Here is a 24,674-nt window from a genome sequence, read left to right as displayed (position 1 = left end):
CTTTCCGGGTATCGGAAACGGCGTGTCGTCGGTCACAGGGGCTCCGGCGGCAGCGGTTCGCGGGCGGACAGTGCGTACACGCGACGGGCGTTGTCGCGCCCCGCCCAGGCGGCGATCCGCAGGGCGTCGGGCAGGCTCAGCTCGTCGGCGTCCACCCGGTCCTGGAGCAGCGCGGCCAGGCCCCGGCGGAAGCACAGCGCGCCGAGGTGGTGGAACTCGGCCACACCGTACGCGTCTGAGCTGTACAGGAGTTTGCGGAACGGTGTGATCTCCAGGGCCTCTTCCAGGATCGTCCGGGACCGGGCCGGGCCCGCGTGGTGGAGGGCGAGTCCGACGTCGAGGTGGACCTGTTCGAACACGGCGGCCAGATAGGCGGCCTGACGCTGGTAGGGCCAGCAGTGCAGCAGCAGGACCGGGACGGTGCCCCGGGTCAGGTGGAGCCAGTCCGTCAGCAGGGCGGGGTCGGCCCGGTGCAGCCGGATGTCGTCGTCGCCGAACCCGGTGTGCAGTTGCAGCGGCAGGCCGAGGTCGACGGCGGTCCACAGCAGATGGCGCACGAGGACCGGGTGGGCGAGCCGGCCGCCGCGGGCGAGCCACTGCCGGGCCGCCTCGGTGACCTCGGCGCCGGGGGGCCGTGCCGGGTCCAGGGCGAAGCCGGTGCGGTAGGCGGCCACGGACTTCACGCCGACCACGCCCGGCCGGCGCACCGCGGCCTGAGCGGCCGTCCGGAAGGCGTGCGCGTACTCGCCCGCCTCCACCCCCCCCGCGCGGCCACCGATTCCGCCACGCCCTCCAGCCGTACCACGTCGTACGCCGTGCCGCCCGAGGCGTCCGCGAGCTGCGCCGGGGAGGTGACGGGGTGCGGGGCGTACCCGGTGTCCACGCAGAACGCCTCCACGCCCGCCGCCGTGAGGAACCTCCGGTTCACCTCGCCCGGGCCGAGGGCCGTGCGCCGGGCCAGGTAGTCCGCGGGCGGCGCGTGCCGGGGCAGGTCCAGCAGGGGCGCGCAGTGCCGGCGTACGGCCGCACCGGCCGGGGTGTCGAAGGGGGAGAGGCCGCTGCCCGGCCGGACCGTGCCCTCGGTGAGCAGGGCGGCGAACTCCTCGGGGCCGAGGGCGCGGGTCACGGCGCCGTGGCAGTGGTGGTCGACCAGGGGCAGCGCGTCGAGGAACTCCTGGACCGGTCCGGATGCGGGGCCGCGCACGGGTCAGTACCTCCAGCGGTAGGCCGCCGCGATCCCGGCGTCGTCCAGCCCGTCCACGGCCGCCGCCTCGCCGAGGCGTACGGCGGTCACCGCGTCGGCCAGCACCTCGCCCAGCGCGGCCCGCAGCACCTCGTCCGCGCGGAACTCGGCGACGGCCTCCGGCAGCGAGACGGGCAGCCGGCACACGCCCCGCGCGGCCGCCTCCGCGCCGCCGAGACGGGCCGGGTCACCGGTCACCTCCTCGGGCAGGGCCGCCGCCGAGCCGATGCCGTCCAGCCCGGCGGCGATGACGCAGCCGAACGCGAGGTAGGGGTTGGCGGCCAGGTCCACGGGCTTGACCTCGAGGTTCGCCTCCTGCTCCTGCCGGCCCGTGGTGCCGGTGACGACCCGCACCGCGGCCTCGCGCCGCTCGCGGCCCCAGGCGGTGAACACCCCCGCCCACTGGGACGGCCTGAGACGCAGGTAGCTGGCCGGGCTGGGCGCGGTCACGGCCGTCAGGGCGGGCAGGTGTGCGAGAATCCCGGCCGCGAAGGACTCCGCCCGGTCCGTCATGCCGTACGGCCCGGACCCCGAGCTGTGCAGGTTGCGGCCGTCACGCCAGCCGGACAGGTGCAGGTGGCCGCCGTTGCCGACGCCCTCGGCGGACACGGCCGGGGAGAAGGAGACCCGCAGGCCGTGCCGCCGGGCCACCGCCCGGACGGTCTGCCGCACCAGCACGCTCCGGTCGGCCGCCGCCACCGGGTCCAGCGCGCCCACCGACAGCTCGAACTGACCGTCCGCGTACTCCGGGTGGAACTGGTCGACGTCGATGCCCTGCGCCGCGCAGGCCGCGAGCAGATCGGCGCCGTAGTCGCTCAGCTCCACCTGCCGGACGGCGCCGTACGCGGGCCCGGACACCGCGGGGACGAACTCCCCGCCGGGCGCCGGGCCGAGGCCCACGGCCCACTCGACCTCGACGGCCGCGCGGAAGGTGATGCCGTGGTGTTCGGCGGCGTCCGTGACGATCCGGCGCAGGAACGTCCGGGAGCACCCGGGGTGCCGCCGGCCCTCCTGCGTGATCCGGTCGACGGGGGCCCAGGCCCAGCCGGGCTGCCCGGCCAGGACCACCAGCAGGTCGAGGTCCGGGTACAGGCGCAGGTCGCCGTCCGGGGAGCCGAGGACGTCGGTGGTGACGATGGAGTCGTCGGCCAGGAACGTGTCGAACACCGGGGACATCCCCACGCCCCAGGCCGCGGCCCGGGGCAGCCGCGCCACCGGCACGGTCTTGACCCGGCCGATGCCCGCGGTGTCGACATAGGCCAGCACGACACCGTGCACGCCCCGGCCGGTCAGCTCGGCGGCCAGCGCGGTGGCCCGCTGGACGTCACCGGGACGCCCGCCGGGCACCGGGTCGGCAAGGGTGGTCATCCGCGCTCCTCCTCGACGGGCGGGGCCGTACGTGGTCGGGGCCAGGTTTTCACGGCCGGCCCGCCGAACCGCGGTACCACGGCGGGGCCGGCGGATCCGGGACGCCACCGGGAGCAGGGCACCGGTGTCCCGGTGCGAGCGGCCGGACCCCGTCGGAGGAGGCCGCGATCCGCGCCCGGCCGCGGCCGGTGAACGGCGGGCCGGCGCGCTCGTTCCGGAACCGCGTCGCCGCCTCGGTGCCCGCGCCGCCCACGTCGCGACCGCGGGCGGGGTGCGTGCGCACCAGGTGGCTGCCGGAGGGGACCGCGGCCGTGATCCGGCGCACGGCCCCGTCGTCGCGGCCGCCGGTCCAGTGGTCCACACCCGCGCGGCCCCCGCCCGCGTGCTCGGCGTCTGAGCCCTTCCGGCGGGCTCGATCCGCCGGTTCAGCCGGCCGTCTTGCGGCCCACCCCGCCGTACAGCGACACCGGCGGCTCCCCGTCCGGCCCGGTCTCGGGGCGCCAGTCGGAAACGGCGACGACGCCGGGGTCCACCAGGTCGAGCCCGGTGAAGAAACGGGCCACCTCGGCCCGCGACCGGGCGACCAGGGTCACCCCGCCCGCCGTGTAGGCGGCGATGCCCCGCCGGACGTTCTCGGGCTCGAAGTCGGCCGTCATCGCCGACAGGACCAGGCAGCTGCCCGGGGCCAGCGCGTCGAGCAGGGTGGCCACCATGTCGTGGGCGCCGTCCTCGTCGGCGACGAAGTGCAGCAGGGCGATCAGGGACAGGGCGACCGGCCGGTCGAAGTCCAGTACGCGCGCAGCCTGTTCGAGGATCGTGCCGGGTTCCCGGGCGTCGGCCTGGAGGTAGTGCGTGACGCCTTCGGGGGTGCCGCGCAGCAGGGCCGCCGCGTGGGCCAGCACGATCGGGTCGTTGTCGACGTAGACGACGCGGGCGTCGGCCGCCACGGACTGGGCGACCTGGTGGAGGTTGGGCTCGGTGGGGATGCCGGTGCCCAGGTCGAGGAACTGGCGGATTCCCGCCTCCTCGGCCAGCAGCCGGGTGGCCCGGCGCATGAAGGCCCGGTTGGCCCTGGCGGCCCGCGGGGCCCCGGCGTCGATCGCGGTGATCTGCCGCCCGAGCCGCTCGTCGACCGGGTAGTTGTCCTTGCCGCCGAGGAACCAGTCGTACACCCGGGCCGGATGCGGCCGGGTCGTGTCGATCTCGGTCAGGCCCGGCTCGGTCCCGCTCACGCGGCGCTCCTCCGCTCGACGGCCCCCGCCGCCGCGGCGGAGATCCGCGAGCAGTCTGGCACGGTCACGCGGCGCGGCGGAGACTGTCTTCGGTCACCTGTCTGTCGAGGGCCGCGCGCACCAACGCGGCGGCAAGCACGGCGGGTTCGGTGTCCCCGGCCAGCTCCAGCAGCCGGCCGGGGACCGTCGGCAGGCCCAGCCGCTCCGAGCCCGACAGCGCCTTGCCGCCCAGGTACGGCGCCACCTCCGGCCACACCCGCTGCACCTCGCGCAGGAAGATGTCCACGCCCGCCGGACCCAGCTCCGGCACCTCCCGCAGGAGCCGCCGGAGCGCGTCCACGTCACCGTCCGCCTCCGCGCGCATCCGCCGCAGGTCGCCGCCCCACCGCTCGGTCAGCAGCTCGGCGCACCGGCCATGTGTCCCGGCGGTCACGTGTCCTCGCGCGGCCAGTTCTCGGCCTCGAACATCCAGCGCTGCTTCTCCAGGTCGGCGGTGATGGCGATCAGCAGGTCCTGGGTGACCGGGTCGGCCTTCTCGGTCGCCTCGATCCGCTGACGCAGCCGTCCGACCGCCGCCTCGAGCGACTCCACCAGCAGCCGCACCACCTCCGTGTCACGCAGCCAGCCGTCCTTGGTGCCCGGCAGCGCGAAGGTCGCCGCGATGGTCTCCGGCCGCCCGTCCGGTGCCACGCCCAGCGCCGCGGCCCGCTCGGCGACCGTGTCGGCGTAGGTCCGCGCCGCGTCCACCACCTCGTCGAGCTGGAGGTGGATGGACCGGAAGCGCGGCCCCACGATGTTCCAGTGCGCCTGCTTCCCGATCAGCGACAGGCCCAGCAGGTCCACGAGGGTGTCCTGAAGGGCACCGCCGGTCACACCGAGGGCCTCTTCGGACAGTGTGCTCTTCACCACGGTCATGGAACGCTTCTCCCTTTCTCGGACTGTCCTGCGTCCCGGGGCACCTCCCCGGACGGACGGAGCAGTGCGTCGCGCTCCTCCTCGCAGGTGCCGCCCCAGACACCCGACGTCCGCCCGTACGCCAGCGCGTACGCCAGACAAGGGGACGTCACCGGGCAACGGGCGCAGACGCGCTTGGCGGCCGCGGCGTCCCGCAGCGCCGGCCCGGTGGTGCCCACCGGGAAGAACAGCTCGGGGTCCTCGCCCACACAGGCGGCAGCGCGCAACCACTCCATGGGCGCGCGGGTGCCCGCGGTACACACCCGCAAACGCGTTGCCGGGGGCCGGAACCGGGTCTCGTCCCGGACCACGGCCCGGTGCTTACGCCGTCAGACGCATTGCCTACCATCGGCCCGGCATGAACACGATGACGCTCTGGCACATATCCGGGTGGGGATTCGCCGCGCTCGCCCTCGCGGCGCTGCTCGTCGGCTTCTCCAAGACCGCCGTCAGCGGGGCCAACGCCGTCAGCCTCGCCGTATTCGCCGCGGTGCTGCCCGCCCGGGCCTCCACCGGGGTGCTGCTGCCGGTGCTGATCGCGGGCGACGTGCTGGCCGTGGCCACCTACCGCAGGCACGCCCACTGGCCCACGCTGTGGCGGCTGTTCCCGGCGGTGGCGGCCGGAGTGGTCGTCGGCACGCTGTTCCTGATGTGGGCCGACGACGGCGTCGTACGGACCTCGATCGGCGCGATCCTGCTGCTGATGGCCGCCGTCACGGTGTGGCGGCGGCGCCGCTCCGACGCGGAGGCGGAGCCCGAGCCGGGCGGCAGCCGGGCGGGCCGGATCAAGGCGCGTTCGTACGGCGTGCTCGGCGGCTTCACCACCATGGTCGCCAACGCGGGCGGTCCGGTGATGTCGCTGTACCTGCTGTCCGCGGGCTTCCGGAAGCTGGGCTTCCTGGGGACCTCGGCCTTCTTCTTCCTCATCGTGAACGTGTCCAAGGTGCCCTTCAGCGTCGGCCTCGGTCTGATCGACGGCCGATCACTGCTGCTCGACGCCGCGCTCGCGGTGTTCGTGGTACCGGGAGCGCTGATCGGCAGATGGGCCGTGAGCAGGATCAACCAGCGACTGTTCGAGCAACTGGTGATCGCGGCGACCGTCGTGGGCGGGATCGACCTGCTACTGCGCTGACCCCTCGCGCAGCCCGTACGCTGACGCCATGTCCGCCCACGCCCCGGCCCCGCACGTCCTCGTCCTCGGCGGCACCACGGAGGCCCGGCGGCTGGCCGCCGGGCTCACCGCGCGCGGCGGCGTCCGGGTCACCACCTCGCTGGCCGGGCGGGTGGCCCGCCCCGGCGCCCTGGAGGGAGAGGTGCGGACCGGCGGGTTCGGCGGGGCGGAGGGGCTGGCCCGGTGGCTGCGCGAGCATCGCGTCGACGCCGTCGTCGACGCGACCCATCCCTTCGCCGCCGGGATCACCGCCCACGCGGCGCGGGCCGCCACGGCGACCGGGGTGCCGCTGCTGGTCCTGCGGCGCCCGGGCTGGCGGCCCGCGGCCGGCGACCGCTGGCACCCGGTCCCCTCGCTCGGCGCGGCGGCCGACGCGCTGCCCGCACTCGGCCGCCGGGTGTTCCTCACCACCGGCCGCCTGGGCCTGTCGGCCTTCGCCCACCTCGATGACCTGCACTTCGTCGTACGGTCGGTGGAGCCGCCCGGGCCGCCGGCGCCGGCCCACCTCGAAGTCCTCCTGGCCCGCGGCCCGTTCACCGTCGCCGGCGAGCTCCAGGCGCTGCGCGGGCACCGCATCGACGTGCTGGTGACCAAGGACAGCGGGGGAGAGGCGACCGCCGCCAAACTGGCGGCCGCCCGGGAACTCGGACTGCCCGTGGTCGTCGTACGACGCCCCCCGCTGCCGGAGGGCGTCACCGCGCTGCCCGACACGGCGGCCGTACGGGAGCGGCTGGAAAGGCTGTGGCGGCCGGGCCCCACTCCGCTGTGACCCACACCGCGGCACCGCCGCACCGGACGGCGCCGCGCGTCATCGGGCGACCCGGTGCGCGACATCCGGTGCGCGACCGGCTCGGCTCAGGCGTCCTTCGGGTGCCGGCGCAGCAGATACGTGTCCATGATCCAGCCCTTGCGCTCCCGGGCCTCGGCGCGCAGCCGCTCGATACGGGGGCCGGCCTCGCCGACCGGACCGGAGACGAGGATCTCGTCCTCGGTGCCCAGGTAGGCCCCCCAGTAGATGTCGACGTCGTCGCCCGCGTACCGCCGGAAGGCCTGGTGGGCGTCGAGCATCACCACCACGTCGTCCACGTCCTCGGGGAAGCCCTCGGCCAGCCGCCGCCCGGTGGTGATCTGCACCGGCCGGGCCACCCGGTTCAGCCCCGTGCGGTGCCGGGCGGCGAGCGCGGAGACGCTGCTGATGCCGGGCACGACGTCGTACTCGAAGGCCACCGTGCCCCGCTCCAGCACCTCTTCGAGGATCCCCAGCGTGCTGTCGTACAGCGCCGGGTCCCCCCACACCAGGAAGGCGCCGGCCTCGTCCTCGCCCAGCTCCTCGGTGATCAGCCGCTCGTAGATGCCGGCGCGTGCGCTGCGCCAGTCCCCGACGGCGGGGGAGTAGGCGGCGCCGCCCGCGCTGCGGTCCCGCTCCGGGTCCCGGGCCTCCACCAGCCGGTAGGTGCCGTCCGGCAGGTGCGCGTCGAGCATGTCCCGGCGCAGCCGGGTGAGGTCCGACTTCGCCTCGCCCTTCTCGAGCAGGAAGAACACGTCCGTGCTGCGCAGCGCCTTGACCGCCTGCAGGGTCAGCTGGTCGGGGTCGCCCGCGCCGATACCGATGACATGAATCTTTCGCACGCCCCGAGTCTGCCGTATGCCCCCGGCGGAGCCCGCACCGCCGTCGCACCACCGCCGCGTCACCGCCGCCGCGCTGCCCCGCTACGGCACCCGGAGGCGGGGTGCCCGGGTCCTCGCGTCGATGGGACCGCCGCCCCGTTCCACCGCCTCGGCCAGCTCCCGCGCCCAGGCGACGAGTCCGGCGAGATCGATCCCGTACGGCTGCCGTTCCCCGGGGCCGTCCGCCCACTCCTCGACGGCGTCCGCCCCGCGCCGCAGCAGCCGCGCCCCGCCGGTGACGTTCCCCCGCGCCGCGTGCGTCAGCCCGACGGCGAGCTGCGCCAGCCCCCGCCACAGCGCGCGCTCGGACTCCGGGCCCGACTTCCAGGCGTCCTCGAAGACCTCGTGCGCGTGGAACGGCTTGCCCTCGGCCAGCAGCGCCTGCGCCTGGCCGACGGTCTGCTGCGGACTCCGCACGATCCCCTCCGGCTGCCGGGCCACGCCCTGCGCCCCGTACGGCAGGGGCCGCCCCAGCCCGTCCCGCGGCCGCGCGTTCCGCGCCCGGCCCTCACCGTCCCGGTCCCGTCTGCTGCCCATGCCCCCGATTCTCCCCCGGCCCGGGCGCCCCCTTCGGCCGACCCCCCGGCGTACGGTAAAGTACTGCCCGCGATCACACGGCACTGCCGTGGGCGATCGCACCGGGACGTGGCGCAGCTTGGTAGCGCACTTGACTGGGGGTCAAGGGGTCGCAGGTTCAAATCCTGTCGTCCCGACTTGCGGAGCAGCAGGTCGAAGGCCGTATCGGAGGATGCCGATACGGCCTTTCCCGTGTGCCGTGACCGGCATCTCGGCGCCGTGCGTGGCGCGGACGCGGATCGACCGGCCGGGCGCCCTTGACTTCGCGTGCGCTCCAGGCCGAAGACTTCCCCCCGCGTGCCCGCCACGGGGCGCGCGGACCAAGGGAGCAGCGACGTGAAGTACCGCACCATCGGAACCGACCCGGCGACCCGTCGCGAGGTGAGCGTGCTCGCCCTCGGCGCGATGCTGTTCGGCTCACGGACGGACGAGAAGACCTCCTTCGCCGTCCTCGACCGGTACGTCGAGGCCGGCGGCAACTTCATCGACACGTCCGACAACTACGCCTTCTGGGAGGACGGCGGCCAGGGCGGGCAGAGCGAGGAACTGCTCGGCCGGTGGCGGCGCAGCCGGGGGATCGGCGACGAGATCGTGATCGCCACCAAGCTCGGCGCCCGCCCGCTCGCCCCCGGCACGAGCTACACCGACAACGCCGAGGGGCTGTCGGCCAAGGTGATCCGGGAGTCGGCCGAGCGCAGCCGGGAACGCCTCGGCGTCGAGCGGCTCGACCTCCTGTACGCCCACATAGAGGACCGCACCGTCCCGCTGCGCGAGACCGTCGAGGGGTTCGCGGCCCTGGTCGCGGAGGGCACGGTCGGGCTGCTCGGCGTCAGCAACCACGCCGTCTGGCGGGTGGAACGGGCCCGCGCGCTGGCAGCGGCGGCGGGCCTGCCCGGCTACGAGGTGCTCCAGTACGAGCACAGCTTCCTCAGGCCCCGCACCGACGTGCCCGGCGACCTCTTCCCGGACGGCAGTCTCGGGGGCGCGGACGCGCAGCTCCTCGACTACCTGCGCGCCGAGCCGGGCCTGACCCTGGTCGCCTACTCGCCGCTGTTGAAGGGCGCCTACACCCGCCCGGACAAGCCGCTGCGGCCGGACTACGAGCACCCCGGCACCTCCGCACGGCTCGCCGTCCTGAAGGACGTGGCCCGCCAGACCGGCGCCACTGCCAACCAGGTGGTGCTGGCCTGGCAGACCGGCGGGCCGCTGCCGGTCGTCCCGCTGACCGGGACATCGTCGGTGGCCCAGCTGGAGGAGAACCTCGCCGCCGTGGACCTGGAGCTCACCGGGGAGCAGCGGGCCCGCCTGGACGCCGCGCACTGAGCGCGCCGCCCGTCCGCCGCCGACGTACGCTCCTTCATGAGACCGAGGAGCGGGCCATGACCACACTTCCCACCGCCCATTCCGTCCGCACCACCCCGGAGGGTTTCCTGTGGGAGCCCAGCGACCGCTGGGTGCGCGGTGTGAAGGGCGAGGTCACCGTCGTGGACAGCCGGCACCCCGTGCTCGTGTGGGAGCCGGGGCTGCCCGTCCCCCAGTACGCCTTCCCGCGCGAGGAGGTCCGCGAGGACCTCCTCCGCCCGGCGGAACACCCGCCGACCGGCGCGCACGCCGGGTCGCGGGTCTTCTACGACCTCGACACCGGCGGCGAGCCGCTGCGGAACGCGGCCTGGACCTACCCCGGCCGTGATCTCGCCGGGCACATCACCTTCGCCTGGTTCCAGCGCCGGGGCGCGGGACTCGACCACTGGTACGAGGAGGAGGAAGAGATCTTCGTCCACCCCCGTGACCCGCACAAACGCGTCGACGCCCTGCCCAGCAGCCGGCATGTCGTGGTCGAGATCGACGGCACGGTGACGGCGGACACCCACCGCCCCGTACTGCTGTTCGAGACGGGCCTGCCCACGCGGTTCTACCTCCCCCGCGAGGACGTCCGCCTGGACCTGTTCGAACCCACCGACCACAGCAGCAGGTGCCCGTACAAGGGCGTCGCCGAGTACTGGTCCTGGCGGGACGACGCGGACGTGCCCTCGAACGTCCTGTGGAGCTATCCGGACCCCCTGCCCGCGGTGGCCGCGGTCAGGGGGCTCCTCGCCTTCTACAACGAGGCCGTCGACATCACGGTGGACGGCGAACGCCGCACACGCCCCGTCACCCTCTTCACCTGGGCCCTGCACAGCGAACCGGAGGCGAGCAGGCCTGGCTAGGCGGTGGCGTGCGGCTCCCGTACGACGGCGATGTCGCCCGGGGCCAGGGTCACCGAGCCGCCGGTCTCCTTGCCGGTGAGGAGTTCCGTGGCGCCCGCCGGGACCGGGATCTGCGCGCCCCGCCCGGAGTGGTCGATCAGGAACAGGTAGTCCGCGTCCGCGCCGCGCCGCCGGACCGCCTCGACGCCCGCGGGCACCGTCAGGACCGGCTCCACGCCCGCCTCGGCGCGCACCCGGTCCAGGAGCGCGCCGAGGGTGTCCGGGTCCGGGAGCGTGGCCACGTACCAGGCCGTGCCCGCGCCGTGGGTGTGCCGGGTGACGGCCGGTACGCCCTGGAGCGGGCCGTCCGTGTACGAGGCGACCGCCTCGGCGCCCGCCAGGCGCAGCCGCTCGGACCACAGCGTGCCCGTGGCCCCGTCCGGCACGTCCCCGGCGAGGCCGGTCCGCTCGCCGGGCAGCAGCGGGAACGGCTCGTCACTGCGCACGCCCAGCGCCTCGCGGAAGGCGCCCGGGTAGCCGCCCAGCCGCACATGGCAGTTCTCGTCCACCATGCCGCTGTGGAAGCCCACGGCGAGGGTGCCGCCGCGCTCCGCGTACGAGGTGAGGTTCGCGGCGCCCGCGTCGTCGACCAGGTAGAGGCTGGGGGCCAGGACCAGGCGGTACGCGGAGAGGTCCGCGTCCGGGCGGACGAAGTCCACGGCCACCCCGGTCCGCCACAGCGGCTCGTACCAGCTCCGCACCAGATCCAGACAGCGCAGCTCGCCGCTCGGCTGGGAGGGCAGCTCCAGGGCCCATTGGGCGTCCCAGTCCCAGACGATCGCCACCTCGGCCGTGCCGGTGCTGCCGCGCACCTCGGCCAGCGCCTTCAGATCGGAGCCGAGCCGGACCACGTCCCGCCAGATCTGGCTGTCCGTCCCGGCGTGCGGCAGCATCGCCGAGTGCCACTGCTCGGCGCCCGCCTTCGCCGCCCGCCACTGGAAGAAGGCGATGCCGTCCGCGCCGCGCGCCACGTGCGCCAGGGCGTTGCGGCGCAGCTCGCCCGGGTGCTTGGCCCGGTTGACCGGCTGCCAGTTCACGGCGCCGGTGGAGTGCTCCATCAGCAGCCAGGGGCCGCCCGCGAGCGAGCGCATCAGGTCGCCGCTGAGCGCGATGTCGATGTGCGACGCGGGGTCGGTGGACCGCAGGTAGTGGTCGTTGGAGACGATGTCCAGCTCAGGGGCCCAGCGCCAGTAGTCCAGCGCCTCGAAGCTGAAGTTCACCATGAAGTTGGTGGTGGCGGGGGTGTCCGGGGCCGCCGCGCGCAGCACGTCCCGCTCCGCCGTGTACAGCGACAGCAGCTCGTCGGAGCAGAAGCGGCGCCAGTCCAGCTGGTGCGTGGGGTTGGGCACGGCGCCGGTCGCGCGGGGCGGCAGGATCTCCTCCCAGCGGTAGTACCACTGGCTCCAGAAGGTGGTGCCCCAGGCGTCGTTGACGGCGTCCAGGGTGCCGTACTTCGTCCGCAGCCAGCCGCGGAACGCCTGGGCGCTGGTGTCGCAGTAGCAGGCCGCGTTGTGGCAGCCGTACTCGTTGTGCACGTGCCACATCGCGACCGCCGGGTGGTCGGCGTAGCGCCGTGCCAGCCGGTCCGCGATGCGCAGGGCGGCCCTGCGGTAGGCGGGGCTGGACGGGCAGAAGGTCTGGCGGCTGCCGTAGGACAGGGTACGGCCGTCCCGGTCCACCGGCAGGGCCTCCGGGTGGGCGCGGAAGAACCAGGCGGGCGGTGCCGCCGTCGGCGTGGCGAGGTCGGCGGCGATGCCGTTGTCGTGCAGCAGGTCGAGGATCCGGTCCATGCGCGAGAAGTCGTACACGCCCTCGGCGGGCTCCATCAGCGCCCAGGAGAAGATGCCGACGCTGACCATGTTCACCCCGGCCTCGCGCATCAGGCGCACGTCCTCGGCCCACACCTCCTCGGGCCACTGCTCGGGGTTGTAGTCGCCGCCGTAGGCGATGCCGGGGACGGACAGGGTGCGGTTCATCGGGCGGCTCCGGAAAGGAGGCGGCGCGTGGTGTCCACGCCCCACCGGTCGAGAGAGAGCAGGCGGTCGCTGGAGGCCATCAGGCCACCGGTGGCCTCGACGTGGGCGGCCCAGCGCTCGCGGGTCTCCACGGCCGGGCGGGCCATCAGGCAGTCGGGGTCGTTGATCCAGAGCCGGCCGTGCTGCCACTGCCGGGCGGCCCCGGTGAACTCGGCCGGGTCCTGCCCCGGCTGGCTGTAGTCGCCGGCCTCGGGGCGGCGGTGCGGGGCGGTGTCGGGGCTGACCCGCATCGCGTCGAACAGGCCGATGGAGGGCAGCAGGGGGGCGCCGCAGCCCAGCAGGTAGGCGTCGGCGCCGATGGCCTCGCGGATGAGGGCGACACCCGCCCGGTAGGCGGACAGCGCGTCCGTGTCCGCGTGCCGTACGCCCTCCAGCGCGCCCGCGTACAGGAAGTCGGCCTTGAAGTAGTCGTAGCCCTCGGCGCGCAGGGTCCGGAAGACCTCGGTCAGGTACGCCGCGGCCTCAGGGTGGGTGGTGTCCAGGACGCACAGGTCGTGGCCCCAGTTGCGGCCGGCGTGCGCGAAGCCGCCCGCGACGTCGCGCACCAGCCAGCCGGGGTGCCGCGCGGCCAGGTCGCTCGCCGGGTCCACCAGGAACGGCGCCGTCCAGATGCCCGCCCGGCGCCCGCGCGCCCGTATGGCGTCCGCGATGCCCGCCCGGGAGCGGAAGCGCCCGGAGAGGGTGAGCCAGTCGCCCAGCGCGCGCTGGTAGCCGTCGTCGATCTGCACGACGTCGATCGGCAGGTCGAGGGTGTCCATCGCGCGCAGGTTCTCGTGGATGTCGTCCTCGGTGACCTGGGTGAAGTACTCGTACCAGGAGCACCACACCGTCGGAGCCGGGCGCGGGGCGGGCAGCGCGAGGGAGCAGGCCCAGTCGCCCAGCACCGACCGGATGTCCGTGCCGGTCCACTCCTTCACCGGGCCGTCGGCCGTCACCTCGGCACGGTCGCCGGTCACGGTGAGCCGGACGGACGGCACCTCACGGGTGGGGTCGGCCGCCGCCCACAGCCGTGCCGGGGAGCCGTCGCCGGGGTCCAGGGCGAGCAGGCCCTCGCCCTGGAAGGTCCCGGCGGGGACGGTGACGCCCGGCCGGTAGCAGACGGTCGCCCAGTTGTCGTCGGTCGGGCGGTACGGCGCCTGGCCGAGGGCGTAGGCGCCGCTGGGACTCCAGGACTGCCAGCCCTCCTCGTGGACGCGCGCACGGCGCGGGTCCACGAGGACCGAGGCGACGGGGGTGAAGGGGTGGTGCACGGGGATCTCTTTCACGTAAGGAAGGGCCTCGGCGGCCTCGGCGCGCAGAAGGGGCCTCAGCCCTTGTTCGCGCCCAGCGTCAGACCGCTCACGAACTGCCGCTGCAGCGCGAAGTACACGATCAGCGTCGGGATCGCGGTGAGCAGGGCGCCGGCGGCGACCAGGTTGGGGTCGGTGAAGTACTGCCCGGAGAGGTTGTTCAGCGCCGAGGTGATCGGCATGTTCTCGCCGGTCGAGATCAGCACGATGGCCCAGAAGAAGTCGTTGTAGATCCAGATGGACAACAGCGTCCCCAGGGCGGCCATCGCGGGCTTGCACAGCGGCAGCACGATCTGCCAGTACATCCGCCACACCGACGCGCCGTCGACGAGCGCGGCCTCGGTGAGTTCGTGCGGCAGCATGCGCATGTAGTTGCTCAGCACGAACGCGCAGAAGCCGGACTGGAACGCCACGTGGATGAGGACCAGGCCGAGCGCGGAGTCGTACAGCTTGCCGCTCATCGTGATGCCGGGCAGGTCGACGAGCAGGTACACGCGGTACAGCGGGGTGATGATGACCTGCTGCGGCAGCAGGTTGCCGGCGGTGAACACCAGCAGCAGGGCGATGTTCAGCCGGAAGTCGAAGCGGCTGACGTAGAACGCGACCATCGACGACAGCAGCAGCGTCAGCAGCACGGCCGGGACCGCGATGAGCAGCGTGTTGCCGAAGTAGCGCATCATGTCGGACTGCTCGAACGCGTTCGTGAAGTTGTCGAACGTCAGCTTGTCCGGCCAGGAGACGTAGCCCTTCTTGCTGGTCTCCGCGTACGGGCGCAGCGCCGCGAGGACCGCCCACAGCAGCGGGGCGAGCCAGGCCAGCGCGGTGACGACGAGGAACACGTGCAGCAGGACGCGGGCCGGACGGACCGGGGTGCGCTGCCGGCCGAGCGCGGCGGTGGGGGTGCTCATGCGCGCCGCTCCTTCCGGAAGGTCGCGATCAGGTACGGGATGATGACCGCGAGGGAGATGACCAGCAGGACGACGGCGATCGCCGACCCGTAACCGATCCGGCTGGACTCGCCGATGATGTTGTTGGTGATCAGGATCGACAGCAGTTCGGTGCCCTGGGCGCCCTTGTTGAACACGAACACCAGGTCGAAGGCGCGCAGCGCCTCGATGATGGTGACGACCAGGACGACGGTGTTGGTGGGCCGCAGGGTGGGGAAGATGACGTTCTTGAACGTCTGCCACTCGTTGGCGCCGTCCAGCGAGGAGGCCTCGCGCAGGGACGGGTCGACGCCCTTCAGACCGGCCAGGTACAGGATCATCATGTAGCCGGTGTGCCGCCAGGAGGCGGCGATCAGGACGGCCCACAGGTTCAGGTCCGGGTCGCCGATCCAGTCGATGTAGTGACCGGGCTCGTTGGCCCCGATGAGGCTGTTGATCAGGCCGGTGTCCGGGTTGTACACGAGCTGCCAGACGAAGCCGGTGACGGCCAGCGAGACCACGACCGGCAGGAAGAACGCGGTCTGGTAGACGCGGCTGAACCGGATCTTCTTGTCCAGCTGGACGGCCAGGAACAGGCCCATCGGCGTCGGGATCAGGATGAGCGCGACGAACCAGATGATGTTGTGTTCGACGGCCGGCCAGAACTGCGGGTTGTCGGAGAACAGCTGTTTGAAGTTGTCCAGCCCCACCCACTTGATCGAGTCGAAGCCGATGCCGTCCCAGGTGGTGAAGGCGAGGGCGATCGAGGCGAGGGCGGTGAGCCAGACCAGGGCCACGTGCAGGACGGTGGGCACGCCCGCCATGAAGGCGAGCGTGACGCGGTCACGGCGGGTCAGCAGGCGCTGGTGGCCCTGCGGGACCCGCTTCTTCTCAGGCGCGGGGCCCGGAGGCGGCACGGCGGCCGCCTCCGGGCTCTTCGAGGTGGTGTCGGTGGTCATGCGGAGGCGAAGATCGTCTTCTTCTGGCGCTCGATCGAGGACAGCAGGCTGTCGACGCCCTTGGGGTTCTGGAGGAACTTCTGCAGCGCGGGCTGCATCACCGTGGAGGCGAAGTCCGGACGGGAGTCGCGGTCCATGAACTGGGTGAGGCTCTTGGCGCCGCTGATCATTTCGTACGACTTCTTCTGCAGCGGCGAGTACGCGGAGGTGTCGGCCTTGGTGGAGGCGGCCACCGGGCTGGTGTCGGCCTTGAGGTACATCTCCTCGGCCTTCGGCGAGCCCAGGAACTCCAGCAGCTTCACGACACCCGCGTGGTTCTTCGGGGACTTGCTGACCATGAAGCCGTCGGTGGGCGCCTCGACGGTGTCCTGGCCGTACGCGGAGTTGATCTCCGGGAAGGCGAAGAAGTCGAGGTCGTCGAGGTCGGCCTTGTCGGTGAACTGCTGCGACACGAACGAGCCCAGCAGGTACATGCCGGCCTTCTTCGACGCCAGGGTCTGGGCGGCGTCCTGCCAGGTGCGGCCCATGAAGCCGTCCTGGTGGTAGGGCAGGAGCTCGGCCCAGTGGTCGAAGGTGGCCTTGACCTTGGCGTCCGTCCAGGATGCCTTGCCGCCCATGAGCTCGACGTGGAAGTCGTAGCCGTTGAGCCGGAAGTTGATCTGGTCGAAGGTGCCCATCGCGGGCCAGGCGTCCTTGTCACCGAAGGCGATCGGGACCAGCTTGTCCTTCTTCATCTGCTTGCACAGGGCGACCAGCTGGTCCCAGGTGGTCGGAACCTCGTAGCCGTACTGCTTGAAGACGCTCTTGCGGTAGAAGACCGCCCACGGGTACGTGTACAGCGGCACGAAGTAGTACTTGCCGTCCTCGCCCTTGCTGAGCTTCTTCATCGCCTCGGGGAAGTTGTCCCCGATCTTGGCCCACACGTCGTCGATGGGGGAGGCGAGCCCCTTCTTCGCGAAGAACTGCATGCGGTAGCCGGCGAACCAGTTGAACACGTCGTCCGGCGTGCCCTGGAGGTAGGAGTTGATCTGCTCCTGGAAGGTGTTGTGGTCCTTGGTGTTGACGTCGACCGCGATGCCCGACTGCTTCTTGAAGGCCGCGTAGATCTCCGCGAACGCCTTCTTCGGCACCGCGTCCGAGGCGTTGGAGCCGACGGTGACGGTCTTCGGGTCGGAGGACGAGCCGCTGCCGCCGCAGGCGGACAGCAGGGGTATGCCGGCACCGGCGAGCAGGGCGGCTCCGCCCGCTCCGCGGAGCAGGGAACGGCGGCTGGGCCCCGGGACGGACAGGCTGGAGGGCGAGAGGCGCATGGCGGCTCCTGAAGTGCAGGGTTCGGACAAGGGAGAGCCGGGCTCCGAAAGGTCCTCGAAACCGATCAGAAACCAACTCGACCGAACATCGTGGGCGTAATAACAGCCGCATGTCCGCTCATGAGTCAATACCTTCCCGGTGTCTGGTGCGTCTCTTGCCCGAAACGTAATCGACACAGTCACCAGCGACTTCGTTCACGGAGCGGCCGTCACGGTCTGACCAGCAGCTGGAAGTCGAAGGCGTACCGGGACGCCCGGTAGACGTGGGTCCCGTACTCGACCGGGCGTCCCGCGTCGTCGTAGGCCGTGCGCTCCATCGTGAGCAGGGCGGCGCCCTCCCTCTCGTCGAGGCGGGCGGCCTCCCCGGCCGTGGCCGGGCGGGCGCCGACGGTCTGCCGGGCGCTGTGCAGCGTGACGCCGGCCGAGCGCAGCGTCCGGTACAGGCCGGTGGACTCCAGCCGGGCGTCGTCGAGTTCGAGCAGGTCGGCGGGCAGGTGGTGGGACAGGACCGCGACCGGGCTGCCGTGAGTGAAGCGCAGCCGCTCCAGCACCGTGACCTCGCCGCCCTCCGGCAGGCCGAGCGCGGCGGCCACGTCGGCGGCCGCCGGGACCCGCTCGTTGCGCAGCACCCGCGTCGTGGGGCCCTGCCCGGCCGCCTCCAGGTCGTCGTAGAGGCTGCTGAGCTCCAGGGGTCGCTTGACCTGGCTGTGCACGACCTGGGTGCCGACGCCCCGGCGGCGCACCAGCAGCCCCTTGTCGACCAGGGACTGGATCGCCTGCCGCACCGTCGGCCGGGACAGGCCGAGGCGTACGGACAGGTCGATCTCGTTGCCCAGCAGATCGCCGGGAGCCAGTGGCCCCTGTTCGATGGCCGTCTCCAGTTGCCGGGCGAGCTGGTGGTACAGCGGGACGGGACTGGTCCGGTCCAGGGCGAAGTCGACGGAGCCGAGCGCGGATACGGTCACGGGGCGGGTGCGGGCAGCGGGCCTCGGCATGGGGACACTCCTCGGAGCGGGGGGTGCGGGTGGCTCATGTCTCCCAGATGTAGGCGGGAGGCGGGGATACTGTCCATCATTTGTACTTACATTCGGACCTGTTTGTGAAGTGATGTCTTGACAAAGCAATTGACAGTGGGCGCGCCAGGGACTTGGATCCGGTCCCAGCGCAACAGTGTTCCTTACCCCCGTCGCACAGTGAGGTGCAGGACAGATGGACCGCTCTTCTCGCTCCCGTTCCCGCGGACTGGCCCCCGTCATGGCCGCGGCCGCCGCGGCGGCACTGGCCCTCGCCGGCTGCTCCAGCAGTTCGGGAGGGAAGAAGGCCGAGGAGGGCGCCGCGTCGGCCGCCGCCGCGGGCAAGGCCACCACTGCCCGTATGACGGTCGCCCTCGTCACCCACCAGGCACCCGGTGACACCTTCTGGGACATCGTCCGCAAGGGAGCCGAGGCCGCCGCCGCCAAGGACAACATCAAGCTCGTCTACTCCCACGACCCGAACGCGGGCAACCAGGCCAGCCTGGTGCAGAACGCCGTCGACCAGAAGGTCGACGGCATCGCCGTCACCCTCGCCAAGCCCGACGCCATGAAGGACGTCATCAGCAAGGCGACCGCCGCGAAGATACCCGTGGTCGGCCTCAACTCGGGGCTCAGCGACTGGAAGAAGCTGGGCCTGATGGAATTCTTCGGGCAGGACGAGTCCGTGGCCGGCGAGGCGCTCGGCAAGCGGCTGAACGAGGTCGGTGCCAAGAGGACCGTCTGTGTGATCCAGGAGCAGGGCAACGTCGGCCTGACCCAGCGCTGCGACGGAGTGAAGAAGACCTTCTCCGGCAAGACCGAGACGCTGTACGTCAACGGCACCGACATGCCGTCGGTGAAGTCGACGATCACCGCCAAGCTCAAGCAGGACCCGGCCATCGACTACGTGGTCGCCCTCGGCGCCCCCTACGCGCTGACCGCGGTGCAGTCGGCGGACGAGGCGGGCAGCAAGGCCAAGGTCGCCACCTTCGACCTGAACAAGGAGCTGACCGCCGCTGTCAAGAAGGGCACCATCCAGTTCGCCGTGGACCAGCAGCCCTATCTCCAGGGCTACCTGGCGGTCGACTCGCTGTGGCTCTACAAGAACAACGGCAACTACAGCGGCGGCGGTGAGCAGCCGGTGCTGACCGGGCCGGCCTTCGTCGACACGTCCAACGTCGACGCCGTCGCCGGGTTCGCCGCGAAGGGCACCCGGTGATGAGCACGGCGAAGCAGGCCGAGCCGGCGGTGGACGCACCGCCGGCCCCCGGCCCCGGCGCGGCCGACGGCCGCACGGTGCGCCGCCCGCCGGCGTTGCGGCTGCTCGCCCGGCCGGAAGTGGGCGTCTTCCTCGGTGCCCTGGCCGTCCTGGTCTTCTTCCTGATCGCCGCCCCGACGGTCCGGCAGGGCAGCTCGATGGCCACGGTCCTCTACCAGTCGTCGACCATCGGGATCATGGCGCTGCCGGTGGCGCTGCTGATGATCGGCGGCGAGTTCGACCTGTCGTCCGGTGTCGCCGTGATCAGCTCGGCGCTGACGGCGAGCATGCTCAGCTACCAGCTGACCATGAACGTGTGGGTCGGCGTGGTCGTCGCACTGGCCGTCTCGCTCGCCATCGGCGCCTTCAACGGCTGGATGGTGGTCCGCACCGGACTGCCGAGCTTCCTGGTCACCCTGGGCACCTTCCTGATCCTGCAGGGCGTCAACCTCGCGGTCACCAAGCTGATCACGACCAATGTGGCGACCGACGACATCAGCGACATGGACGGCTTCGGCCAGGCGAAGAAGATCTTCGCCTCCTCGTTCGACGTCGGCGGGGTGCAGGTGAAGATCACCGTGGTGTGGTGGCTGGTCTTCGCGGCCGTCGCCACCTGGGTGCTGCTGCGCACCAGGTACGGCAACTGGATCTTCGCGGTCGGCGGCAACAAGGACAGCGCCCGCGCCGTCGGTGTGCCGGTGGACTTCACCAAGATCACGCTGTTCATGGCCGTGGGCTTCGGTGCCTGGTTCGTCGGTATGCACCAGCTGTTCTCCTTCAACACCGTGCAGTCCGGCGAGGGCGTCGGCCAGGAACTGATCTACATCGCCGCGGCCGTCATCGGCGGCTGTCTGCTGACGGGCGGCTACGGCTCCGCGATCGGCCCGGTCTTCGGTGCCTTCATGTTCGGCATGGTGAACCAGGGCATCGTCTACGCGGGCTGGAACCCCGACTGGTTCAAGGCCTTCCTCGGCGTGATGCTGCTCGGCGCCGTACTGATCAACCTGTGGGTCCAGCGCACCGCGACCAGGAGGTGACCCGATGACCACCAACGGAACCGGAGCCCGTGGCGCCGTCCTCGAGGACGCGCCGGCCCCCGCCGGCGAGGCGATCGTCGAGCTGCGCGGCGTGGGCAAGTCCTACGGCAACATCCGCGCCCTGCACGGGGTGGACCTCGAGGTACGTCCCGGCGAGGTGACCTGTGTGCTCGGCGACAACGGCGCGGGCAAGTCCACCCTGATCAAGATCGTCTCCGGTCTGCACCAGCACACCGAGGGCGACTTCCTCGTCGACGGCACCCCGGTGCGCTTCTCCACCCCCCGCGAGGCCCTCGACCAGGGCATCGCCACCGTCTACCAGGACCTCGCCGTCGTCCCCCTGATGCCGGTCTGGCGCAACTTCTTCCTCGGCTCGGAGATGACCAGGGGCCCCTGGCCCCTGCGCCGCCTCGACATCGCCCGCATGAAGAGCACCGCCGACCACGAGCTGCGCGAGATGGGCATCGTCCTCGACGACCTCGAACAGCCCATCGGCACCCTCTCCGGCGGCCAGCGCCAGTGCGTCGCCATCGCCCGCGCCGTCTACTTCGGTGCCCGCGTCCTCATCCTCGACGAACCCACCGCCGCCCTCGGCGTCAAGCAGTCCGGCGTGGTCCTCAAGTACATCGCCGCCGCCCGCGACCGCGGCCTCGGTGTCATCTTCATCACCCACAACCCGCACCACGCCTACATGGTCGGCGACCACTTCAGCGTCCTGCGCCTGGGCACCCTCGAGCTGTCCGCCGACCGCAGCGAGGTCACCCTGGAGGACCTCACCCACCACATGGCCGGCGGTGCCGAACTCGCCGCCCTCAAGCACGAACTCGCCCAGGTCGGCGGCGTCGACATCGAAGAGCTCCCCGGGAACGAGGACGTCACCGCACCCGGGACGGCCTCCGCGGAAGGGACCTCCTGAACCATGCGGCGGCGACGGCGTCAAGCTGATCGAGACCTACGGCGAACGGATCGGCTACCTCCACCTCAAGCAGGTCGGCCCGCATATCCTGGCGACGTCGTCGAGAACGGGGTGCCCTTCGGCCCGGCCGTCCAGCGCGGGGTGATGTGCGAACCGCCCACCGGGGTGCCCGAGCCGGAACCCGTACCGGCCGCGGCTCAGCGGCTCGGCGTGGAACTGTTCGCCATCGTCGAGCAGGACATGTACCCCTGCGAGCCGGACGAACCGCTGCCCATCGCGGTGCGCACCCGCCGGTTCCTGCGCTCCTGCGGGGCCTGAGGCCGCAGGAACCCCGCCGGGGCGGGCCGGAACCGGCGGCGCGGCACGGACGTTCAAGAGGGTGACGGGACGTGGACACCGTGACGGGGAGGATCCGATGGACGCCGAGTCGAGGGACGAGACCACCCAGGACAGCGCCGAGGCCGCCGCGCGCCGGTCCCGGTTCGGGACGCTGCCGGAGCCGGTGAGGCTCGAGGACACGGTGGAGGAACGACCGGCCACCCGGCGGGACCCGGCGCGCGACGCCTACGATCCGCACGAGTGGCTGGTGCGTTACTGCCTGTGAGAGCCGCTCAGGCGCCGCGGACCTCCGCGACGGTCACCGGCCGGTGCTCGTGCAGCGACAGGGTGCAGGCCTCCGCGATCCAGCCGGCCTCCAGCGCGTCCGCGATCGTGCACGGCGAGGGGCGGGTGCCGGCGACGACCTCGGTGAACGCGGTGAGTTCGGCCCGGTAGGCGTCGGTGAAGCGGTCCATGAAGAAGTCGTGCGGGGTACCGGCGGGGAAGGTCACGCCGGGCTCGACGGAGCGCAGCGGGAGCTTGTCGTCCAGGCCGACGGCGATGGAGTCCGTGAAGCCGTGCAGCTCCATCCGGACGTCGTAACCCCGGGCGTTGTGGCGGCTGTTGGAGACCACCGCGATCGTGCCGTCGTCGAGGGTGAGGACCGCCCCGGTGGTGTCGGCGTCGCCCGCCTCCTTGATGTAGTCGGCGCCCCGGTTCCCGCCGACCGCGTACACCTCGGTCACCTCGCGGCCGGTGACCCAGCGGATGATGTCGAAGTCGTGCACGGAACAGTCGCGGAAGATGCCGCCGGAGGCGGCGACGTATGCGGCCGGGGGCGGGGCCGGGTCCAGCGTCGTCGAGCGGACCGTGTGCAGCTTGCCCAGCTCGCCGGCCCGGACGGCGGCCCGCGCGGCCACGAAGCCGGCGTCGAAGCGCCGGTTGTAGCCGATCTGGACCGGTACGTCGCTGCCCTCGACGGCCCGCAGCACCTCGACGCCCTCCCGCATGGTGCGGGCCACGGGCTTCTCGCAGAAGACGGGGACGCCGGCCTCGACGCCGGCCAGGATCAGGGCGGGGTGGGCGTCGGTGGCCGCGGCCACCACGAGGCCGTCCACCCCGGCCGCCAGGACCGCCTCCGGCGAGTCCGCGACCTCGGCCCCGAACCGCTCGGCGGCGGCCTTGGCGGCGTCCCCGAACGGGTCGGCGACGACGAGGGACTCGACGGCGTCGAGCCCGGCAAGAGTCTCGGCGTGGAAGGCGCCGATGCGGCCGAGGCCGAGGATTCCGATACGCATGTGCTGTGCGGCTCCTTGTGCGTGGTTGCGGTGCGTCGCCGGGGCCGTGTCCGGACCCCGGTCGCCCGCCGGCTCGTCCCCGAGCGCCGGACGGGCGTGGCCTGACCGGACTCAGTCGAGTCCGCCCAGTACGTTCTGGTCCCAGTCGATCAGGGCCAGGACCTCGTTGGCGTAGTAGTCGGCGAACACCCCGGGGCTGTGCAGCGCCGTCTTCTCCAGCGCGTTCCCCACCCGGTCGTTGGCGCCCGGCCGGGCGAAGTGGTCCCCGGCGCCCGTGCCCGAGGCCCGCTGCCCGGCGATCAGTTCGTCGAACACGGCCGTGGCCCGGCCGACGACCGCCGGATCCGGGAAGGCGTCCTCGAACACCACGATGCCGGGGCCGTCGGCGAGCGCGCGGACCAGCTCGGTCCGCACGGCGTGGCCCTCGCCGGCGGCCAGCAGCCGCCCGCTGTCGTAGACGGACGTTCCGCTCCACCCTCGCGGCGTGCGGCCAGTCGTCCGGGCCGGTGGTCCGCTCCACGAGCGCGCGGAAGGCGTCGAGGTCGCAGTCCTGCTCGGACAGCCGGACGCGGCCTGTTGCGGAGGCGGGGGACATCGGCGTCCTTCTTTCGGTCTCGGGAGCGGGTCGGCTCCGGGAGCGACGCGGCCCAGGGTGACGCGGCCCGGCGGACCGCACGGCCCGGGCGGGGTCACGCGGCCCGGGCGGGGTCACGCGGCCCGAGGAGTGACGCGGCTCTGTCATTCTTGTCAGTACAAACCCCTCGAACAACCGGCACGAGGCCATCAAAAACCCCTCAGGAAGCCGAGGAGTCCCCTCATGGGCCATCCCTTCCCGATCCGTGAGATCGCACGTCAGGCCGGTCTCAGCGAGGCCACGGTGGACCGCGTGCTGAACGGGAGGGGAGGCGTGCGGCAGAGCACCGCCCAGGAGGTGCACCGGGCCATCGCGGACCTGGACCGCCAGCGCACCCAGGTCCGGCTGGTCGGCCGGACCTTCATGGTCGACATCGTGATGCAGGCGCCCGAGCGGTTCAGCTCGGCCGTGCGCACCGCGCTCGAGGCCGAACTGCCGGCGCTGCACCCGGCGGTGCTCCGCTCCCGGTTCCACTTCCGGGAGACCGGTCCGGCACGGGAGCTGGCCGGCACGCTGGACCGGATCGCCCGGCGCGGCTCACAGGGCGTGATCCTCAAGGCCCCCGACGTCCCCGAGGTCACCGCCGCCGTCGGACGGCTGGCCGCGGCCGGGATCCCCGTCGTCACCCTCGTCACCGACCTGCCCGCAGGCGGCCGGCTCGGCTACGTCGGCATCGACAACCGGGCGGCCGGGGCCACCGCCGCCTACCTGATGGGCCAGTGGCTCGGCGACCGGCCCGGCAACGTCCTCACCAGCCTCAGCAGCGGGTTCTTCCGCAACGAGGAGGAGCGGGAGATGGGCTTCCGCAGCGCCATGCGGGCCCGCCACCCCGAGCGCGCGCTGGTGGAGATCGCCGAGGGGCAGGGGCTGGACGCCACCCAGTACGACCTGGTGCGGGCCGCCCTTGAGCGGGACCCGGAGATCCGGGCGGTGTACTCGATCGGCGGCGGCAACATCGCCACGCTGCGGGCCTTCGCGGACCTCGGCCGCCCGTGCGCCGTGTTCGTGGCGCACGACCTCGACCAGGACAACACCCGTCTGCTGCGCGAGCACCGCCTGTCGGCCGTGCTCCACCACGATCTGCGCCACGACCTGCGGGAGGCCTGCCGCCTGGTGATGCGCGCACACGGCGCCCTGCCCCCGGCGGGGCCGGCCCTGCCGTCGGCGATCCAGGTCGTCACGCCCTACAACATGCCGCTGCCGACGGTCGGCCACAGCTGAG

General features: G+C 72.6%; 23 protein-coding genes, 1 tRNA gene and 4 pseudogenes. 11 read left to right on the top strand and 17 right to left on the bottom strand.

The genetic code is table 11. The annotated features are described in order from the left end of the window. Positions 1-32: 32 nt before the first annotated feature. The 7 genes and pseudogenes from ABZX30_RS15805 to ABZX30_RS15775 all read right to left on the bottom strand — a co-directional run bounded on the left by ABZX30_RS15805 (position 33) and on the right by ABZX30_RS15775 (position 5,033). Positions 33-1,204, bottom strand: a pseudogene (locus ABZX30_RS15805) (amidohydrolase family protein). 3 nt (positions 1,205-1,207) lie between these two features. Beyond that, the gene (locus ABZX30_RS15800; RefSeq protein ID WP_355933767.1) at positions 1,208-2,611 is read right to left on the bottom strand and encodes a glutamine synthetase family protein; all 1,404 of its coding nucleotides are present in this window, start codon (positions 2,609-2,611) and stop codon (positions 1,208-1,210) included. 49 nt (positions 2,612-2,660) lie between these two features. Continuing rightward, complete coding sequence (locus ABZX30_RS15795; protein ID WP_355933764.1) at positions 2,661-2,972, bottom strand: hypothetical protein; 312 nt, start codon at positions 2,970-2,972, stop codon at positions 2,661-2,663. Between the two features lie 64 nt (positions 2,973-3,036). Beyond that, entirely contained in the window at positions 3,037-3,843 is an 807-nt protein-coding gene (locus ABZX30_RS15790) for an SAM-dependent methyltransferase (RefSeq protein WP_355933762.1), read from the bottom strand. Positions 3,844-3,907: 64 nt separating this feature from the next. Continuing rightward, a pseudogene (locus ABZX30_RS15785) lies at positions 3,908-4,249 on the bottom strand (endonuclease); the annotation flags it as partial. Between the two features lie 23 nt (positions 4,250-4,272). Then, entirely contained in the window at positions 4,273-4,758 is a 486-nt protein-coding gene (locus ABZX30_RS15780; protein ID WP_355933759.1) for a DNA starvation/stationary phase protection protein, read from the bottom strand. After that, on the bottom strand, positions 4,755-5,033 hold the full coding sequence (locus ABZX30_RS15775; RefSeq protein ID WP_355933757.1) for a WhiB family transcriptional regulator: 279 nt from the start codon (positions 5,031-5,033) through the stop codon (positions 4,755-4,757). Before ABZX30_RS15775 ends, ABZX30_RS15780 begins: the two co-directional genes overlap by 4 nt. 122 nt (positions 5,034-5,155) lie before the next feature. On the opposite strand from ABZX30_RS15775, the gene ABZX30_RS15770 reads away from it, so the two are divergent. Together ABZX30_RS15770 and ABZX30_RS15765 are read left to right on the top strand one after the other, a co-directional pair. Next, the gene (locus ABZX30_RS15770; protein ID WP_355933754.1) at positions 5,156-5,929 is read left to right on the top strand and encodes a sulfite exporter TauE/SafE family protein; all 774 of its coding nucleotides are present in this window, start codon (positions 5,156-5,158) and stop codon (positions 5,927-5,929) included. A 28-nt stretch (positions 5,930-5,957) separates the two neighbouring features. Next, the gene (locus ABZX30_RS15765) at positions 5,958-6,737 is read left to right on the top strand and encodes a cobalt-precorrin-6A reductase (protein ID WP_355933751.1); all 780 of its coding nucleotides are present in this window, start codon (positions 5,958-5,960) and stop codon (positions 6,735-6,737) included. A gap of 86 nt (positions 6,738-6,823) precedes the next feature. Here the strand turns inward: ABZX30_RS15765 and cobF are convergent, their stop codons facing one another. Together cobF and ABZX30_RS15755 are read right to left on the bottom strand one after the other, a co-directional pair. Next, positions 6,824-7,597, bottom strand: a complete 774-nt coding sequence (gene cobF / locus ABZX30_RS15760) for a precorrin-6A synthase (deacetylating) (RefSeq protein WP_355933745.1) — start codon at positions 7,595-7,597, stop codon at positions 6,824-6,826. Between the two features lie 81 nt (positions 7,598-7,678). Continuing rightward, positions 7,679-8,173 (bottom strand): DUF309 domain-containing protein, encoded by a 495-nt coding sequence (locus tag ABZX30_RS15755; RefSeq protein WP_355933743.1) that lies wholly within the window; start codon positions 8,171-8,173, stop codon positions 7,679-7,681. A gap of 102 nt (positions 8,174-8,275) precedes the next feature. Between ABZX30_RS15755 and ABZX30_RS15750 the strand changes: the two genes are divergently transcribed. From ABZX30_RS15750 to ABZX30_RS15740, 3 genes are all read left to right on the top strand, one after another. Then, positions 8,276-8,349, top strand: a tRNA-Pro gene (locus tag ABZX30_RS15750). Between the two features lie 199 nt (positions 8,350-8,548). Further along, positions 8,549-9,535 (top strand): aldo/keto reductase, encoded by a 987-nt coding sequence (locus tag ABZX30_RS15745; RefSeq protein WP_355933740.1) that lies wholly within the window; start codon positions 8,549-8,551, stop codon positions 9,533-9,535. Between the two features lie 56 nt (positions 9,536-9,591). Next, on the top strand, positions 9,592-10,419 hold the full coding sequence (locus ABZX30_RS15740; protein ID WP_355933738.1) for a DUF427 domain-containing protein: 828 nt from the start codon (positions 9,592-9,594) through the stop codon (positions 10,417-10,419). Here the strand turns inward: ABZX30_RS15740 and ABZX30_RS15735 are convergent. From ABZX30_RS15735 to ABZX30_RS15710, 6 genes are all read right to left on the bottom strand, one after another. Next, on the bottom strand, positions 10,416-12,434 hold the full coding sequence (locus ABZX30_RS15735; protein WP_355933736.1) for a beta-galactosidase: 2,019 nt from the start codon (positions 12,432-12,434) through the stop codon (positions 10,416-10,418). The genes ABZX30_RS15740 and ABZX30_RS15735 overlap by 4 nt on opposite strands. Continuing rightward, positions 12,431-13,744, bottom strand: a complete 1,314-nt coding sequence (locus tag ABZX30_RS15730) for a glycoside hydrolase family 36 protein (RefSeq protein ID WP_355933820.1) — start codon at positions 13,742-13,744, stop codon at positions 12,431-12,433. The genes ABZX30_RS15735 and ABZX30_RS15730 overlap by 4 nt, the downstream gene beginning before the upstream one ends. Positions 13,745-13,800: 56 nt before the next feature. Further along, positions 13,801-14,691, bottom strand: coding sequence for a carbohydrate ABC transporter permease (locus ABZX30_RS15725; protein WP_355933734.1), 891 nt, complete (start codon positions 14,689-14,691; stop codon positions 13,801-13,803). Further along, positions 14,688-15,668, bottom strand: a complete 981-nt coding sequence (locus ABZX30_RS15720) for a sugar ABC transporter permease (protein WP_355933731.1) — start codon at positions 15,666-15,668, stop codon at positions 14,688-14,690. Before ABZX30_RS15720 ends, ABZX30_RS15725 begins: the two co-directional genes overlap by 4 nt. Next, on the bottom strand, positions 15,665-16,978 hold the full coding sequence (locus ABZX30_RS15715; protein ID WP_355933728.1) for an extracellular solute-binding protein: 1,314 nt from the start codon (positions 16,976-16,978) through the stop codon (positions 15,665-15,667). Before ABZX30_RS15715 ends, ABZX30_RS15720 begins: the two co-directional genes overlap by 4 nt. Before the next feature lie 209 nt (positions 16,979-17,187). Continuing rightward, positions 17,188-17,973, bottom strand: coding sequence for a GntR family transcriptional regulator (locus ABZX30_RS15710; RefSeq protein WP_355933725.1), 786 nt, complete (start codon positions 17,971-17,973; stop codon positions 17,188-17,190). Positions 17,974-18,187: 214 nt separating this feature from the next. Between ABZX30_RS15710 and ABZX30_RS15705 the strand changes: the two genes are divergently transcribed. From ABZX30_RS15705 to ABZX30_RS15685, 5 genes and pseudogenes are all read left to right on the top strand, one after another. Continuing rightward, positions 18,188-19,210, top strand: coding sequence for a sugar ABC transporter substrate-binding protein (locus tag ABZX30_RS15705; protein WP_355933723.1), 1,023 nt, complete (start codon positions 18,188-18,190; stop codon positions 19,208-19,210). Further along, entirely contained in the window at positions 19,210-20,286 is a 1,077-nt protein-coding gene (locus tag ABZX30_RS15700) for an ABC transporter permease (protein WP_355933720.1), read from the top strand. Before ABZX30_RS15705 ends, ABZX30_RS15700 begins: the two co-directional genes overlap by 1 nt. Positions 20,287-20,290: 4 nt before the next feature. After that, positions 20,291-21,202: an ATP-binding cassette domain-containing protein gene (locus tag ABZX30_RS15695; RefSeq protein ID WP_355933717.1), complete on the top strand. Its 912-nt coding sequence runs from the start codon at positions 20,291-20,293 to the stop codon at positions 21,200-21,202. A 4-nt stretch (positions 21,203-21,206) separates the two neighbouring features. Then, positions 21,207-21,520 (top strand): annotated as a pseudogene (locus ABZX30_RS15690) (2-keto-myo-inositol dehydratase); the annotation flags it as partial. A gap of 97 nt (positions 21,521-21,617) precedes the next feature. Beyond that, on the top strand, positions 21,618-21,806 hold the full coding sequence (locus ABZX30_RS15685) for a hypothetical protein (RefSeq protein ID WP_355933715.1): 189 nt from the start codon (positions 21,618-21,620) through the stop codon (positions 21,804-21,806). Between the two features lie 7 nt (positions 21,807-21,813). Here ABZX30_RS15685 and ABZX30_RS15680 read toward each other — a convergent pair whose 3' ends face one another. After that, a complete protein-coding gene (locus ABZX30_RS15680; RefSeq protein WP_355933714.1) occupies positions 21,814-22,818 on the bottom strand; it encodes a Gfo/Idh/MocA family oxidoreductase in 1,005 nt (334 codons plus the stop codon). 147 nt (positions 22,819-22,965) lie between these two features. Then, positions 22,966-23,413 (bottom strand): annotated as a pseudogene (locus tag ABZX30_RS15675) (phytanoyl-CoA dioxygenase); the annotation flags it as partial. Between the two features lie 222 nt (positions 23,414-23,635). Here ABZX30_RS15675 and ABZX30_RS15670 point away from each other — a divergent pair. After that, positions 23,636-24,673: a LacI family DNA-binding transcriptional regulator gene (locus ABZX30_RS15670; RefSeq protein ID WP_355933713.1), complete on the top strand. Its 1,038-nt coding sequence runs from the start codon at positions 23,636-23,638 to the stop codon at positions 24,671-24,673. Position 24,674: the final 1 nt, after the last annotated feature.

The sequence above is a fragment of the Streptomyces sp. NPDC004542 genome, from assembly GCF_040610035.1.
Lineage (GTDB): Bacteria > Actinomycetota > Actinomycetes > Streptomycetales > Streptomycetaceae > Streptomyces.
This window is presented reverse-complemented; position numbering and strand designations above follow the sequence as displayed.

Excerpts from the sequence above, each read along its gene's own strand:
- ABZX30_RS15800 (WP_355933767.1), bottom strand. The coding sequence starts at position 2,611 with ATGACCACCCTTGCCGACCCGGTGCCCGGCGGGCGTCCCGGTGACGTC.
- ABZX30_RS15780 (WP_355933759.1), bottom strand. The coding sequence starts at position 4,758 with ATGACCGTGGTGAAGAGCACACTGTCCGAAGAGGCCCTCGGTGTGACC.
- ABZX30_RS15775 (WP_355933757.1), bottom strand. The coding sequence starts at position 5,033 with ATGGAGTGGTTGCGCGCTGCCGCCTGTGTGGGCGAGGACCCCGAGCTG.
- ABZX30_RS15770 (WP_355933754.1), top strand. The coding sequence starts at position 5,156 with ATGAACACGATGACGCTCTGGCACATATCCGGGTGGGGATTCGCCGCG.
- ABZX30_RS15765 (WP_355933751.1), top strand. The coding sequence starts at position 5,958 with ATGTCCGCCCACGCCCCGGCCCCGCACGTCCTCGTCCTCGGCGGCACC.
- ABZX30_RS15755 (WP_355933743.1), bottom strand. The coding sequence starts at position 8,173 with ATGGGCAGCAGACGGGACCGGGACGGTGAGGGCCGGGCGCGGAACGCG.
- ABZX30_RS15740 (WP_355933738.1), top strand. The coding sequence starts at position 9,592 with ATGACCACACTTCCCACCGCCCATTCCGTCCGCACCACCCCGGAGGGT.
- ABZX30_RS15735 (WP_355933736.1), bottom strand. The coding sequence starts at position 12,434 with ATGAACCGCACCCTGTCCGTCCCCGGCATCGCCTACGGCGGCGACTAC.
- ABZX30_RS15725 (WP_355933734.1), bottom strand. The coding sequence starts at position 14,691 with ATGAGCACCCCCACCGCCGCGCTCGGCCGGCAGCGCACCCCGGTCCGT.
- ABZX30_RS15720 (WP_355933731.1), bottom strand. The coding sequence starts at position 15,668 with ATGACCACCGACACCACCTCGAAGAGCCCGGAGGCGGCCGCCGTGCCG.
- ABZX30_RS15715 (WP_355933728.1), bottom strand. The coding sequence starts at position 16,978 with ATGCGCCTCTCGCCCTCCAGCCTGTCCGTCCCGGGGCCCAGCCGCCGT.
- ABZX30_RS15710 (WP_355933725.1), bottom strand. The coding sequence starts at position 17,973 with ATGCCGAGGCCCGCTGCCCGCACCCGCCCCGTGACCGTATCCGCGCTC.
- ABZX30_RS15705 (WP_355933723.1), top strand. The coding sequence starts at position 18,188 with ATGGACCGCTCTTCTCGCTCCCGTTCCCGCGGACTGGCCCCCGTCATG.
- ABZX30_RS15700 (WP_355933720.1), top strand. The coding sequence starts at position 19,210 with ATGAGCACGGCGAAGCAGGCCGAGCCGGCGGTGGACGCACCGCCGGCC.
- ABZX30_RS15695 (WP_355933717.1), top strand. The coding sequence starts at position 20,291 with ATGACCACCAACGGAACCGGAGCCCGTGGCGCCGTCCTCGAGGACGCG.
- ABZX30_RS15685 (WP_355933715.1), top strand. The coding sequence starts at position 21,618 with ATGGACGCCGAGTCGAGGGACGAGACCACCCAGGACAGCGCCGAGGCC.
- ABZX30_RS15680 (WP_355933714.1), bottom strand. The coding sequence starts at position 22,818 with ATGCGTATCGGAATCCTCGGCCTCGGCCGCATCGGCGCCTTCCACGCC.
- ABZX30_RS15670 (WP_355933713.1), top strand. The coding sequence starts at position 23,636 with ATGGGCCATCCCTTCCCGATCCGTGAGATCGCACGTCAGGCCGGTCTC.